Genomic DNA, 14,564 nt, shown 5'->3' with positions numbered 1-14,564 from the left:
GCATCACCACAGACAGCATATTTATCGTTATTATTCGGCATCCGCGCTGCCACTTGAAGTATCAGGTGCTGCACTGCCATCCTCAAATGTCACATTTGCTTTCTCTGTGACTTTATCGATAGCCTTGTTTACAAGATACTGGTTCTTAAGGTATGTCTTTCCCTCATCCTTGTGTCCGCTTCCAAAATACTTGTATACCTCAGAAGCCTTGCTGAACTGGCCATTGCTGGCTGATACGATATAATCCACATAGCTGTTGAAGGTATCATCATCCATCTTGATATTTTCCTTCTCAGCAATAAGCCCAAAGATGAACTCTGTCTTTATCTGGTCTGTCAGATTCTCCTTCCACTTCTCTGTGGCCTGATCCACTGTCATGTTGTAGTTGGACTTTAAATATTTCTTAAGTGTCTGTCCATCCTTGACATTTTCCTTGGTAAATGAAGCAATATACTCATTGAGTCTCGCCTGTAGATACTCATCAGGAATCTCGACTGTGCTGTTTTCAATCATGTAGCTCTTGACCTTATTGACCTCAGCGCTGTAGAGCTGCTTATTCAAATCCTTTTCAATCTGTGTGCTAAGCTGGGCATTTGTTGTCACTCCGGCCTTTCCAAACACTGTGTTGACCTGCTCGTCTGTCATATCAGCAAGTGCAACAGGATCTGCTGAGTAAATGCCCTTTACTGTATACTCAAATGTAACTGTCTGTCCGTTTAAGTCATCATTGCCATAATCCTCAGGGAATGTCACGTCACCCTTAACCTTGTCACCCACCTTGGCTCCGATTATAGGCTTTGTAAATCCATCAATAAAGGATGAACCACCAACCTGGCTGTTGTTTGTCACATCAAGCATCACATCTGTAGCAGAGCCACCATCAAATGCCGTGCCATCCTTATATCCTGTGTAATCAACCTTGACATAATCGCCATCTGCAACTGTATCACGATCTGTAACCTGCTTGTACGCATCTGCACCATATGACTGAAGCACATTGGTCAGATATGTCTGCTTTGCTGTATCGTTTATCTCATAATCGTTTGAGACTGTAATTGCAATACCTGAATAGTCTGCAAGCTTTGTAACCTGCTTTGCGTAGTCTATGTCAAACTGTCCACTTCGCATCGTCTCGCTGCCGGCCTCGGTGCCTGCCTCTGTTGCGCTCTTTGAGCCATCCTTTTTGCTCTTGCCGCTTATCACAGCAACAAGCGCAATAATTACCACGATAAGTGCAATCACAATCACTGCTATGACTGCCTTCTTACCTGTATTCTTTTTCTCACTCATTGGAATCCTCCTGAAATATGTAAGTCATGTTATTTATATGTTTAATGCCCTGCCACGGCAAAAAACGCGTTCACAAAGCACCACACCTGTCTACAATATCACATATCAGATTAAATTACAACGAGTGAAAATTTCTTTATCTTTGCAAACACCGGAGGAGTATGCATCTTTAGTCCTACTGTCACCTTTGCATTTTTCTTTATTTCAATATTATCAACCACATGTGTCACAAATCTGACATCTGCCGGGAAAATTTCCACGGTATATGTATTGACTCCGTTTTCATCGGAAACTGTCACAAAAAGCGACACCTCGACACCTGTAGTGTTTGTGCCTCTGTAATCCACTGCTGCCATATATTTTCCTGTCTGTGCTATATCTACGGTCTGGCTGATGATAAAGTCAAAGTTGGCATCAGATGAAATAAATAATCCATCCTCTGTTTTATTATATTTTACCTCAGACGAGGATATATCTATCTGCCATTCATCACATCCGTTTGCAAAATCCGAATTGGACAGCAGATTGTTACCTTTTTCCAGAAGCTGTGATATCCTCCTGTCTTCCTCTGATTCCTCAAATTCATAAAGCGATTCAATACATTTATCAAGATCCTCAATCGAAAGCTTTTTGGGATCAAAATCCCTGAATGCCTCCCAGCCGCACAATGCCCTGCCGTCCGTATCTAACATGCCCATATTTGTAAACCAGCTTCCAAAGCCACAATCCGGTACACCTACAGGCTCCCAGTAATATACTCCGGTCTTTCCATTTGCCTTTGAGGCTTCTGCCGCAATCTGCATGATTATCTCAAGAGCTTTTTTCTGCTCCGCTTTTCCGGCAGCAAGTCCTGCACTCTCCATCATCTCTACCGAAATATGATCATCTTCACAATGTCTCCACGGATAAGCGGTCTCTACAATATATACCGGCAGGTCGTATGTCTGTATCAGCCTGCTCATCGTGTGCTTCAAATCCATGTATGTACCATGCCAGAAAGGATAATATGAAATGCCTATCGCATCAATTGGCTGCATTCCTGCCTCAAACATAGCATCAAACCATAGCTTTAAGCAGTCAAACCTGCCTCCCTGATCCAAATGTATCATCACCTGTGCTTCCGGAAGCAGTTCCCTTGTGGCGCGTATTCCCTCGTTCACAAGCTCTGCCAGATTGTTAAAATTCGGCACTGCCCCATCCGGAAACAGCATACCGCTCCTTATCTCATTTCCAATCTGCACCATATTTGGAGCACAATCCATGATTTTTAACCTATAAAGCACATCATAGGTATACTTGTATACAGCAGCTTTAAGTTCCTCAAAGCTAAGCTCACTCCATGCTTTCGGCTTATTCTGCTGTCCCGGGTCAGCCCAATAATCCGAATAATGGAAATCCAGCAGAAAATTCATATTATATTTTTTTATTACATGAGCCATCTCAAGAACATAGGCCAGACTACAATATCCGCCGGACTCCGGCACATTTCCCGGCTCATTCCATATGCGAAGCCTTACCGAGTCTATGTTATTGGCCTTTAACAGGTCAAATACTCTGCTTTCATTACCGTCTTTATCCTTTATATGGATTCCATTGTCTATAAGCTGTGGAATTGATGATATATCCACACCCTTTAAAAAGCTGCTCTTTCTTTTCTTTTTGTGCTGCTGCTTAAAGCTGTACATCTGCTTGTCTGCAATGACAAGATAATCATCAAAGCTCTTTCCGCTGCCGGGCTTTGTATGGATAATGCCATGGCTGATATACATATTGTGCTGCTCCATAATATTGTATACACGCTCAATATACTTCTCTGTGAGCACATGATCCTCTCCCGGAATAAATACGATAAACTCATCACCGCCAAATCTGTAGACCGTGCTGCCTGAAGGCTTTTGCTCATCAAGCACTCCTGCTACGGTTCTCAGCAGATTGTCTCCATACTTGTGTCCGTAAGTATCATTAATATCCTTGAAATCATCCACATCCAAAAATATTATCGTACAGCCAACATTATTGGATGCAAGCCAGTCAAACTGCGGAATAACCATCTCATTGCAGGCTACACGATTGTAGAGTCCTGTGAGTGCATCACGATTGTAGAGATTTTTAAGCTCCTCATTTGTGTTCTCAAGCACCTTTTGCTTGAAAAGGTTCTCAAGCTTTTTTATAAGCGCAGACTGAATATCAAACTGCTCCGGATGATCGTATAAGAACTCGGGATTCCTGAGTATCACATATCCCACTATATCATCCCTGAAATGCAGAGAACAATGCATAAAGCAGGTGTTTTCCCCGGCACTCTCCATATATTGCATAAGCTCCTGTACGCTTTGAAATTCAAGATGACCGCTTTCCTTGTCCTCAGCAAACAATACCACTTCATCATCAGCATCATAGCCTTTTTTTCTGAAATGTGCATTCGTACTCGCCTCTGAAAGGTCACGTACCACAACAGCGTAGACTCCATCACACTTCATAGTCTGGATATAGTCTGAATATTTTTTGAACAGATCATAGAAATCATTGCATTCCTCAAGCTTATTCTGGAGGATCATTACTGCATCCTCCTCCTGTTCCTTTGTCACCGAGTTCTTGACTATTTCCTTCATATAATTACGATAATCCACTCTGCCGGTGTTTGGACATCCGCAGCTCTCTGCCGGAATAAACTCGGAATCAAGGAATTTGTCTGCGGCCTTACCCGTGCCATTCCAAAGCTCCTTTAATATTTCAAAAGCCTCCCTTCCTATATTGCCTCTATTGTTCTCGACAGTGGTAATCTGTGGATTAAAATATGCGGCCTTGTCCAGGTTGTCAAAGCCTGTGACCTTAAAGTCCTGTGGCACTCTGTAGCCTAATGCTTCAGCAGTCGCACACAGTCCTGCCGCTATATTGTCATTTGCACACACAAACACATCCGGAAACGTTCTTTTTTTCTCATACCACTCACTCATATATCTGACACCGGTCTGATAGTCAAACTCGCCAAACATGTACATATCCTCAGTAAGCGGTATCCCATAATCGCACAGAGCTTCCTTAAAAGCCTCAAAACGCACCCTGTTCTCATAATTATATGCCGGACCTCCTGCAAATACGAAGCTTCTGCAGTTGTGCTCGTAATACATATGATCCATCACCTTGCGCAACAGCTTTTTATTGTCATTGCCAACATAGTAAAAACCATCTATCTTATACCCAATGCTCACAACAGGTACCTTTACCTCTGAAAGCATTTTGAGCATCCTATATACCTGGCTTTGGTCTGTCGTGTTTGAGCAATCAAAAACAATACCATCAAAGCTGTTTAAATCAGGCAGATCGTACAGCGCGTACTCACCGCTGTTAAACTTTGGATCATGACTCCATGTACCATTCGTGCTGTAAAAATACAGACACAAGTCCAGTCCCAGCTCTTTTGAGCCTCCCATGATACCCTCAATCCACGAATATGTTACATATCTTCTCCAGCCGTCTGCCAGAAGAGCTATCTTCTTCATCTATAAATATACTCCTTTATGTCTTCTAATATAGATCTTTGTAACTATTCAGAATAGTTATCTTTTAAAAATATAGTTCTATTATACTACGATTTCACCTATTCTTGCAATAAAGATTGATTTTTTTTAGCTTATTTGATAAAATCGATTTAAATAAGCAAATTTTTAGGAGGGATACGTTTTGAATCCAGCATTAATCGTACTTATTGTTATCGCAGTAGTGCTTGTGGTAGCATTTATAGTATTAACAATCCTCGGTAAAAAAGCACAAAAAAGAAAGGAAGAGCAGGACGAGCAGATAGCTGCTGCATCACAGACAGTCAACATGCTAATCATTGACAAAAAGCGTATGAAGCTAAAGGATGCCGGTCTCCCACAGCAGATTATTGAGCAGACACCAAAGCTTATGCGCCGCTCAAAGCTGCCTGTAGTCAAGGCCAAGGTCGGACCAAGAGTCATGTCTCTTATCGCCGACGAGCAGATCTTTGATGAGATTCCTTTAAAGAAAGAGGTTAAGGCTTCTATCAGCGGTATCTACATCACAGCTGTCCGCGGTATCAGAGGACCTCTTGAGAAGCCTAAGAAGAAAAAAGGCTTCCGTGCAAGAATGGCAGAAAACTACAGCAAGGCCAACGAACAGCTCAAGGCTGAGGAGGCTGCTAAGGCTGAAAGAAAAGCTGCTAAAGAGGCTGCTAAAAAAGCAAAAAAGAAATAATATCATGATTTTAATTTTCATGTACATAAACAGAGCATGTGGGATGGCATTCATCCTCACATGCTCTGTTTTTTATATGCTTTATATTTTTTTACCCCATAGGCCTGGCAGACTTTTATGCAATTTTGACTGCTGCGCCTTTTTTCTTCACAGTTATATTGATGTGACAGTCACCTACAAATTCATAGTTGACATCAAGTGCATACTTTACCTCCGCCCTTATCTCGTCCTCAGTCTCCTTTACCTCTATGCTTGTGGCATCAATACCTATCTGGATACTTCCAAACGGTGTATAATAATATGTCAGGTTTTTCTTTCCCTTCTCAAATATCATATGTACGCTCATCGGTCCCTTGCGGGTGAACTCAAGATAATTTTCATTGAATTTAAGCATATTTTTGAGTGTCTGGGTCTCACCCTCCATTATCTCCTCAAAAAGCACATAGTGCTTGTTATTTCTTATATAATACTCTCCCGGGGCAATCACCTCTACCGCATCAGACTGCTGGTCCGGTGCGAGCTGCAGGCCCTTTAATGATACTACTACATCCTTTGTCATTTCTTTCTCCTTATCCTCTTCTACATTTAAATTAATTCGTAACTGTCAGTACCTTCACAGTTGTAAGCCACATATTTCTGTTCTGAATAGTTACATCAATTCATTCTTTAATAATTAGTCATTACATATTTTCATATTTTCAGCATGAATATACTAACTGTTTTATCTGAAAATATCAAGGATTTTTAGTTTTATTTCATATTTTCCGCTGTCAAATATGCTCTCATACTCATCCGGTGTGAGCACCTCCTTAAGATTTTCCTTTGCATCATCATCCACCACCTCGTACACACTGCCCCTGAAGCACATGTTTGGATACAGCACGCACCACCAGTTATGACCGGCTCCATCGCCCAGTGTTATTTCAAGTGCCTCGTAATTTCCCTCAGGAAATGTATAGTCCCCATACGTCTTTTCCGGGAAATCGGTGTGTGTAAGCTCTGCCGATGCGCCATATGTAAAGCCATTTGCTACAAGCGTCTCCTTTGATACCGCTATTATTTCGTCCATATGGTCATTTACGGTGGCTCTGGTTTCTTCGATATTTTCGCACTCCAGCAGATATGGCTCTATGTAAGCCCCTACTGCATCGCGCACCTGCTTTTTCACATTCTGGTCTGCTTCACTGTCACTGTTTGCCAGCACGTGGAAACGCAGGATTTTGCCGGCGATGGATTTTTGCATGTCGGATGTACATGCTGTACTGTTTGTGCTTATCGCAGGTGCATGATTTTTTACAGCGATTACTGCCGCAAGAGATATTATTGCTATGGTTGTTATTATTATTCTCTTTCTCATGTAAACAAGTATTGCCTTATTTGAAAAGATTATTCATCCTTTTTGAAATTTTTACCATGCTCCATGAATTTCATTCGTATAGTCATCCAGTAAGGTGCCAAGTGTAATTATCGGTTCCCCATCCTCATGATTCTCCTTATTCATTTTCTGCTCATAATAATCACCCATGTTGTCAAAGATATCGTTTATATCATCTGCTATGCACACGTATGTGTTTCTCGGAAATTTTTTGGATGTCTTGCAGTATTCCATGAAGCTTGCATAAGCTGCTTTATCATTTCTAAGCGTTTTTCCTATTAATATCACCTTTAGATGATTGGTATCGGCTTTTTGTGACAGCCGCTCCTCGAAGCTGTCCACGGCTGTTTTGATATCCTCTGCATATTCGGGCTCATAGGATTTGTCCATGTTATAATAAAACTCTATATATCCGCTACTTTCATTTGCCAAATCATCTCTGTGGCTAACATATTCTTTGTAATCAGTTACCTCTTTACCTGTTACTTCTTTATCGGTTATTTCGTCAGTATCTACAGCTACAACATCCACCGCAGCAAGTGTCGGAAAGCAACGCTCCTCAAGCTCCACTGCACTACAGCCGGTAAGCATGAGACCTATCGTCAGCACTACTATGACCGGTATCGCTATGCACAATAAAAATCCAAGATATTTTTTCACGATTTCATCTCCACTTTCAAGAATATATGCTAAGGTCACTATGATTGCTATAACAAATATGATGCACCAGCTTCTCATACTGCTATTTTCCTCGTCATGGCTTTTCTGTCTGTCACAGCTTAATTGTTTATTGTTACTGAAGCCTCGGCTTTTATTAAATGTAAATATAACTTTTGTCGTATTTTTAGCAAAATTCTCACATCTTAAAACCGCATAATAAAGGCTCATAATGAGCACTGAAAACAGCGTGAAAAACCACACCGACAGCATCAGTGCATCTGCCCTCTTAAAAAAGCTTCCCTTTATCTGCACATCACTCATCAGTACCACAGCCGGAAACTCGATTTCTGACAATGAATATTTTCCAAAGCTCCCAAGCAATACTGCATACAATAAAAAAAGAATGCCTGCATATGTGAGTATTGCTTTACTCACACTCCATCGTATCTGTGAGGCAGTGCGCTCCCTTACAAACAGTATATTGAACACGGAAATGGATGCTGCAAACACATAGTATGCGCCCGCAAATATATCCGCTATGCCAAAGTCCACACCGACTCTGTCCTTAATCATCAGATAGTCTAATCTCACATCCGATATCGCAAACAAAAGCATAGCAGCAAGCGGTATCAGCACAAAGAAAAATACTACCTCATATACCCTGGCACGGCACTCCACTCCGCCACTTAGCGCATAAGCGCACACTGCCATTATCACAAGAAGTACAACTGTAAATGACTCATCCGGTATAAGGCTGTCACGTATCAGCTTTACAAATATCCATGCAAGAAATGCGGCCTGTGACAGCTCGTATATTGCAATAATTAAATCATAAATTAATATTTTTGCATGTGCTGTTTTACCAAAGCTTCTGTCATATATATTTTTCTTCTGTTCTCGTACCTCGCTTACTATCCACATAAATAGCCATGCCATGAAAACACCGAGTGCGATTGAGATAAAACCATACTTTCCCAGCTTCGCCAGATTGTTTGGAAGCACCAGTGTGCCTACTCCAAGCAGATTAAAGACGTATAGTCTGTATAGCTGGCGGGGCGATATGCTTTCGTTTTGTGCAAATGTATCTCTTTTACCCATATTTTTAGTCATACTTATTTCCTTTCAGCTTTCTGCACTCCTTTTCTCTTGCAAACACAGGACGTCTCCACAGTCTGCGAAGCGGAAATCGTATGATACTGTCCTTTTCATCCTCGCTGCCTGTCAGCTCGCTGCCCACGAATGGCATCATGTATGGATAACCACAGCTTTTGAGCTTTGCAAGATGCAAAAGTATCACCATCAGACTTATTAAAAATCCAAAGTATCCAAGCCATGCCGACATAATTATTACAGCGAATTTGAGTATCCTAAATGAAAATGCAAACTCCTCACTCGGTATGGCAAACGAGCAGAGTGCGGTGAATGCAACCAGGATGACCACTATAGGGCTTACTAAATTTGCATCCACTGCTGCCTGTCCGATTATGAGGCCTCCGACTATGCCTATCGTATTTCCCATGGCTCCGGGAAGTCTTATGCCGGCTTCGCGAAGCAGTTCAAAGGACAGCTCCATCATGAGCACCTCTATGAGCTGCGGAAATGGGCAGCCGAGTCTGGCTTCATAAAATGCCAGTATGAGAGGTGTCGGCAGTATCTGTGTATGAAAATTTGTGACCGCCAGATAAAGCCCCGGCAATGTAAATGACATGAAGGCTGCCACGTACCTTATCAATCTGGCAAAGCTTGCCGCTATCGTTCTGTTATAGTAATCATCTGCGGTTTTTAAAAAATTGTTCATGGTGGTTGGCAGTATTATTGCTATCGGTGAATTATCGCACAGCACCACCACCCTCCCCTCCAGGAGCGCATTTACCGCCACATCCGGCCGCTTTGTGGTCTGAAGCTGTGGGAACGGTGAATACCATTTTGCCTCAGCAAACTGTTCCAGAACTCCCGAATCCCCCACATGGTCTATCACATAGCTGTCCAGATTCTTTTCTACTTCCTCTACAAGCCCCGGTTTTACGAGGTCTCTCACATATAGTATGTCCACATTACTGTGTCCTCGAAGTCCCTTTTTCACCTCCTTGCACTTTAAGCGTGTACTCCTTAGCCTGCGCCTGATAAGTGCAGTATTTATCTTTATGGAATCAGCAAAGCCCTCATTTGAGCCTCTTATGACCTTTTCCGAATCAATCTCCTGAATTGACATGGCGGGATATCCCTTGTCGGGAAGCTTGAAGGCATCCGGATAGCCATCCACAAAAAATATCACGTCTCCTGTCAGCATCATCTGGGCTGCCTCTCTAACCGTATGAAGATGCGCAAATTCGGATAGAGCTGCCTGATTTTTGTCAAGTACTTCCTTAACCTGATCCCGGTCTATCCCTTCAAGGTATGAGGTAAATCGTCCAAACGCACTGTTATTGATACCGGAGCCTGCACATGTCACCTCAATATATGCAACAAAACACTTTATGGACGCATCACGCCCCAGATACATCTCCTGCATCTTGATATCTGAACAGTCAGAATATATCTGCCTGAAGCTTTTTATGTTCTCATCTATGTTTGTGGTCATCTTTAACTCTCCTATATACCCAATAAATCCCGTCAGATTTAAAATCCCTGATATAGTATGACCATACAAGCTCGCAAATATCCCTGATTGTTTATTTTGTAACTATCTAAGCCACTAACTAAGCCACTAAAAAAGGGCACCGTTCACACGTCAGTGTGACCGGCAGCCCTTGCTTTTGTTATATTTCTGTTTTATTTCTTTTCTTCATCCTGCTTTTGTATCACAGCCTTCACAGCAACCGCCTGATTAGCCACATGCGTATGCATTTCTGTAGTCACAAGATCCATATTTCTTGCCTCAAGCGCCCTGTAGATGGCATCATGCTCCTTCACAAGCATCGGATAATTCTTTGGGTCCTTCAAATACTCCACTCTGTAGCGGTACATCTGCTCACGGATATTGTTCATCATAGATACAAGCTTCGCATTGTCGGTTGCCTCGTAGATAGCATCGTGAAACTTCACATCCTCCTCAGCTATCTTTTTCACATCACCCGAATCCATGCTCTTTTTGAATTCATCCTTTATTGTCTTTAGCTTTGCGAGCTGCTCATCACTGATTTTCTTACATGCAATTTTGGCTGCGAGCTCATCGAGAGCCTCTCTCACCTCAAGCACATCCTCCATATCCTTGAGAGTCATCTTGGCAACCTCTGCGCCCTTTCGCGGCATCGTAACTGCAAGCCCCTCCTGCTCAAGCATTCTGATTGCTTCACGTATAGGTGTACGGCTGACTCCAAGCTTTGACGCAAGCTGCAGCTCCATAAGTCTCTCGCCCGGCTTGAGCTCTCCCTTTAAAATTGCCTCACGAAGTGTGTTAAAAACCACATCACGCAGTGGCAGATATGCATCCATATTTAAAGTTAAATTATCAGTCATCAAACTTCTCCTATCTCTTGTATTATCATTCTAATCTATAAGAAAATAAGGTAACTATAAAGCACCTGCTATGCTGTCACGGTATCATATCATTTGCGATTATTGTATACAGATGTCAGATACACCTGTCTGGCAAGATGTGAGCTTCGCATGGCTTTATATGCTTTCTTTGCGGTATCTTCATCGTCAAACAATCCAAAAACTGTCGGACCACTGCCACTCATCATGGCTCCCACTGCACCATGGGAAAGCATATGCTTCTTTATCTCGTCTATCACCGGATAGTTTGGTATGGTCACGGTCTCTAAGACATTTCCCATGTGTGCTGCAATGTCATGCAGATTCTCAGCCTTTATATCCTCTATCAGTAGGTCTATATCCGGATGAATTGTCGTATCATCAAGCTTCAGATTCTGGTACACAAACTTGGTGGATACTGAGATGGACGGCTTTGCAATGAGCACCGGACACTTTACCATTGGTGGAAGCGGACTAAGCTCCTCTCCTATGCCCTCAGCCATCGCCGTACCTCTCATAATACAGTATGGCACATCCGCGCCAATCTGCACACCTCTTTCCATAAGCTGCCTCTTTGTCAGCCCCAGTGAAAAAAGCCTGTTCATGCCAAAAAGCATGGCTGCTGCATCAGTACTGCCCCCTGCCATTCCTGCCGCAACAGGGATACGCTTGTCCAGCTTCACTGATACACCGTCAGTTATAGAAAACTCATCCATAAGAAGCTTCGCAGCCTTGTATATGAGATTGTTCTCATTTACAGGGAGAAAAGACAGATTTGTCTGTATCTGTATGCCCGGCTCCTTTGTCCTTTTGATATCAAGCCTGTCATACAGATAAATGGTCTGCATAATCATACGGACCTCATGATATCCGTCCTCTCTGCGCCTCACAACATCGAGCCCCAAATTAATCTTGGCTAATGCTTTTAATGAAATATCGTTATTACTACCCATATTGTATTACCTCTGTTTTTTGTATACAAAGATTATAACACACCCTACCAAAAAGAGCAAATTTAAATATTCTCATTTAATTGTTAATTTTTACATCTCATCTGTTAAATTAACCTAAAAAGGGACTGCACGTTGCGCGCAGTCCCTCTAATATATCATATTCTGTTTTTAGCCCGGTCTTAGTACAGTTTAATAACTGAATCAATACCGTCCTCTGTGCCATTCTTCCAGTCATCAAACTTCTTGAGCACTGCATCATATGTATCCTGACATATTGATGGCAGCTTGTCTCCCCAGGCTCCTGTTGCCTGTGAAAAGCCTTTCTTGAATGCATTCAAAAGCTCATCAGCCTTGTCCTTGTCGCCTCCCGACAGTGCCTTTGCAAAGTCAAGAATACGGTCTGAGGTCTTCTCAACTCCCCAGTATCCATCCTCTGCGATGTCTTTTTTGGCCTGCGCTATTGTGTCTGCATCTACAGTCAGATTCTCAAACAGACTCTTTAAGCCCTGTGACTTGTCCCAGGTTGAAGCCTGTCCTGTCATGGACTTTCTGACGATCTCGATAAGCTGCTGCTGTCTGGCATTGGCATCATCCTTAAGTGCCTGTACCAGTGCATCTCTGTCTGCCTTGCTCATCTTCTGGTTTACTGTGCTCTTTGCAGTATCCTTTGAATCATCCCTGCTGTCTGATTTCTCATATACAGCTGCCTCCTCGCTGAAGCCTGCAGTCTTTGCATCCGACTTATCCGTCTTTGCATCCTGCTTCTTTGAAGCGGTATTAGTATTCTTTGTCTGCGCCTCGTCCTTTGCTGTGACACTCTGCGCCGCTACTGCTGAAACTACACTTGAAATAGCATCTAACATTTCTCATCCCTCCCTGGTAATGTGCGTGCGGGAATCCTTTCCCACTATACTATTATCACCCTGTATAGCGTCTGATATAGCTAAACAGTTTATCTCTTATATTGTGTATCGGCTGTTTTGCGTCTGTTGCTTATAGCTTTAGCCGTTATTTTTTCAATTTTCTGCCAAATATAAATGTCGAAAAATATATTACCGATGCGATAATCACTATCATCGGACCTGTTGCCACATTGGTGTAGTATGACACTGCGAGGCCGACTATACCGGAAAATACTGAAAATATCACTGAAAAGAAATGATACTCACGCATATTTTCTGAAATATTCCTTGATGAAGCCGCCGGCAGTATAAGCAGCGCATTTATGATAAGTATGCCTATCCACTTGATGGATAGCATAACTATGAGTGCGACAAGCACTGCAAACATATTGTCCAAAAGACGCACATGTATGCCCTTGCTTTTTGCCACGCTTCTGTGTATGCAGATGGCGTTGAGCTTATTGAAGCAAAACACCCAGAACACTATCGTGACCACAAAAATCACGATGAGATACACTATCTCAGTCTTTGTGATGCTTAGCACATCGCCCACCAATATGCTTGAGTATTTGCTGAAATTGCCGCCCTTTGACAGTATCGCAAGACCTATAGCCACAGAGCACGATGAAAATACAGATATAATGGTATCTGTTGACGCTGTGTTCAGACTGCCAATCTTGTTTAAAAGAAGCGCAAACACTATCGCAAATATCACCATGGCAAGTGAGGTATCAGCCATGCCGCATACCACACCGACAGCGATTCCGGTAAGTGCCGAATGTCCGAGCGCGTCTGAAAAGTATGCCATTTTTTTGTTTACAATCATGGTTCCCATTATGCCAAATAGCGGTGTGATGATGAGCACAGCGATAAGGGCATTTCTCATGAAATCATATTGAAGCCAGGAGGTTATATTCATTTGTGCTCCTCCTCTCTCACCCAGGATTCCTCTCCTGTGTAGAAAATTCTCTCAAATTCCCTGCTCTCAAACACTTCCTTCACAGTTCCCTGCTTTGCTACTGTCTTATCAAGCAGTACAACATGGTCTGCGTACTTTGCCACATAGTCCAAATCGTGCGATATCAGTATGATTGCAAGGTCATAGTGTGTCTTTAAATAATCCATGGTCTTGTAGAAAAGCTCCATGCCGTTTTGGTCTATTCCCGACACCGGCTCATCCAAAAGAAGCAGATTCGGCTCATCCATGATTGCCATGGAAAGAAGCACTCTCTGCAACTGTCCTCCCGAGAGGTTGCACACCTGCTTGTCGATAAGCTCCTCAGCCTCAAATACCTCAAGTGTCTCCTTTATTTTTGCCTCTATCTTTTTGCTCTTCGGCAGAAAAACCGGATAATTGTACCGGTAGCTTGCTATGAGGTCATACACACTGACCGGTGTATTTTTCTCAATATTGACAGACTGCGGCACATAGCCGATTTTGAGCTTTGCCATATGTCCGTCCTTCGTATCCTTGAACTCAATCGTACCGGTGTGAGGTATCTCGCCCAATATCGCCTTTATGAGTGTGGATTTTCCGGCACCGTTCTGGCCTATTATGACATTGAAGGAGCCACAGTGTATGTGCATATTTACATCCTCAAGCACCGTCTGCTCTCCGAAGCTCACTCCAAGGTTATTTATTTTTATGCAATGAAAGCCACATGGCTGTATAATTTTCCGCATATATTC

General features: G+C 42.6%; 12 protein-coding genes. 1 reads left to right on the top strand and 11 read right to left on the bottom strand.

All coding sequences use genetic code 11. The features are described from left to right. Positions 1 to 30: 30 nt before the first annotated feature. Positions 31 to 1,290: a trigger factor gene (locus ACTQ1L_RS04255; RefSeq protein ID WP_441365557.1), complete on the bottom strand. Its 1,260-nt coding sequence runs from the start codon at positions 1,288 to 1,290 to the stop codon at positions 31 to 33. A gap of 110 nt (positions 1,291 to 1,400) precedes the next feature. Next, positions 1,401 to 4,793 carry a glycosyl hydrolase 53 family protein gene (locus ACTQ1L_RS04250; protein ID WP_441365554.1) on the bottom strand — a complete coding sequence of 1,131 codons (3,393 nt, stop codon included), beginning with the start codon at positions 4,791 to 4,793 and terminating at the stop codon, positions 1,401 to 1,403. Positions 4,794 to 4,974: 181 nt separating this feature from the next. On the opposite strand from ACTQ1L_RS04250, the gene ACTQ1L_RS04245 reads away from it, so the two are divergent. Beyond that, entirely contained in the window at positions 4,975 to 5,508 is a 534-nt protein-coding gene (locus ACTQ1L_RS04245) for a hypothetical protein (protein ID WP_441365553.1), read from the top strand. Positions 5,509 to 5,623: 115 nt separating this feature from the next. Here ACTQ1L_RS04245 and ACTQ1L_RS04240 read toward each other — a convergent pair whose 3' ends face one another. The 9 genes from ACTQ1L_RS04240 to ACTQ1L_RS04200 form a co-directional block, all read right to left on the bottom strand. Then, positions 5,624 to 6,067 (bottom strand): DUF1934 domain-containing protein, encoded by a 444-nt coding sequence (locus ACTQ1L_RS04240; protein ID WP_321110715.1) that lies wholly within the window; start codon positions 6,065 to 6,067, stop codon positions 5,624 to 5,626. 162 nt (positions 6,068 to 6,229) lie between these two features. Further along, complete coding sequence (gene spoIIR, locus ACTQ1L_RS04235) at positions 6,230 to 6,865, bottom strand: stage II sporulation protein R (protein ID WP_441365551.1); 636 nt, start codon at positions 6,863 to 6,865, stop codon at positions 6,230 to 6,232. Between the two features lie 51 nt (positions 6,866 to 6,916). Further along, on the bottom strand, positions 6,917 to 8,653 hold the full coding sequence (locus tag ACTQ1L_RS04230) for a GerAB/ArcD/ProY family transporter (protein WP_441365550.1): 1,737 nt from the start codon (positions 8,651 to 8,653) through the stop codon (positions 6,917 to 6,919). Next, positions 8,646 to 10,124 carry a spore germination protein gene (locus ACTQ1L_RS04225; protein WP_441365548.1) on the bottom strand — a complete coding sequence of 493 codons (1,479 nt, stop codon included), beginning with the start codon at positions 10,122 to 10,124 and terminating at the stop codon, positions 8,646 to 8,648. Before ACTQ1L_RS04225 ends, ACTQ1L_RS04230 begins: the two co-directional genes overlap by 8 nt. 191 nt (positions 10,125 to 10,315) lie before the next feature. Next, positions 10,316 to 11,002 carry a GntR family transcriptional regulator gene (locus ACTQ1L_RS04220; RefSeq protein WP_321110722.1) on the bottom strand — a complete coding sequence of 229 codons (687 nt, stop codon included), beginning with the start codon at positions 11,000 to 11,002 and terminating at the stop codon, positions 10,316 to 10,318. An 89-nt stretch (positions 11,003 to 11,091) separates the two neighbouring features. Further along, positions 11,092 to 11,973 carry a 4-(cytidine 5'-diphospho)-2-C-methyl-D-erythritol kinase gene (gene ispE / locus ACTQ1L_RS04215; protein WP_441365547.1) on the bottom strand — a complete coding sequence of 294 codons (882 nt, stop codon included), beginning with the start codon at positions 11,971 to 11,973 and terminating at the stop codon, positions 11,092 to 11,094. Between the two features lie 179 nt (positions 11,974 to 12,152). Then, positions 12,153 to 12,836 carry a hypothetical protein gene (locus ACTQ1L_RS04210; RefSeq protein WP_441365545.1) on the bottom strand — a complete coding sequence of 228 codons (684 nt, stop codon included), beginning with the start codon at positions 12,834 to 12,836 and terminating at the stop codon, positions 12,153 to 12,155. Positions 12,837 to 12,981: 145 nt separating this feature from the next. After that, complete coding sequence (locus ACTQ1L_RS04205) at positions 12,982 to 13,794, bottom strand: metal ABC transporter permease (protein ID WP_321111108.1); 813 nt, start codon at positions 13,792 to 13,794, stop codon at positions 12,982 to 12,984. Beyond that, a complete protein-coding gene (locus ACTQ1L_RS04200; protein WP_321111106.1) occupies positions 13,791 to 14,558 on the bottom strand; it encodes a metal ABC transporter ATP-binding protein in 768 nt (255 codons plus the stop codon). The genes ACTQ1L_RS04205 and ACTQ1L_RS04200 overlap by 4 nt, the downstream gene beginning before the upstream one ends. Positions 14,559 to 14,564 lie beyond the last annotated feature (6 nt).

Origin of the sequence: Agathobacter sp. LCP21S3_B2, assembly GCF_052118705.1 — a bacterium.
Lineage (GTDB): Bacteria > Bacillota > Clostridia > Lachnospirales > Lachnospiraceae > Roseburia.
This window is presented reverse-complemented; position numbering and strand designations above follow the sequence as displayed.

Coding starts and splice junctions, on each gene's coding strand:
- spoIIR (WP_441365551.1), bottom strand. CDS start 6,865: ATGAGAAAGAGAATAATAATAACAACCATAGCAATAATATCTCTTGCG.
- ACTQ1L_RS04240 (WP_321110715.1), bottom strand. CDS start 6,067: ATGACAAAGGATGTAGTAGTATCATTAAAGGGCCTGCAGCTCGCACCG.
- ACTQ1L_RS04255 (WP_441365557.1), bottom strand. CDS start 1,290: ATGAGTGAGAAAAAGAATACAGGTAAGAAGGCAGTCATAGCAGTGATT.
- ACTQ1L_RS04225 (WP_441365548.1), bottom strand. CDS start 10,124: ATGACCACAAACATAGATGAGAACATAAAAAGCTTCAGGCAGATATAT.
- ACTQ1L_RS04205 (WP_321111108.1), bottom strand. CDS start 13,794: ATGAATATAACCTCCTGGCTTCAATATGATTTCATGAGAAATGCCCTT.
- ACTQ1L_RS04250 (WP_441365554.1), bottom strand. CDS start 4,793: ATGAAGAAGATAGCTCTTCTGGCAGACGGCTGGAGAAGATATGTAACA.
- ACTQ1L_RS04210 (WP_441365545.1), bottom strand. CDS start 12,836: ATGTTAGATGCTATTTCAAGTGTAGTTTCAGCAGTAGCGGCGCAGAGT.
- ACTQ1L_RS04200 (WP_321111106.1), bottom strand. CDS start 14,558: ATGCGGAAAATTATACAGCCATGTGGCTTTCATTGCATAAAAATAAAT.
- ispE (WP_441365547.1), bottom strand. CDS start 11,973: ATGGGTAGTAATAACGATATTTCATTAAAAGCATTAGCCAAGATTAAT.
- ACTQ1L_RS04220 (WP_321110722.1), bottom strand. CDS start 11,002: ATGACTGATAATTTAACTTTAAATATGGATGCATATCTGCCACTGCGT.
- ACTQ1L_RS04230 (WP_441365550.1), bottom strand. CDS start 8,653: ATGACTAAAAATATGGGTAAAAGAGATACATTTGCACAAAACGAAAGC.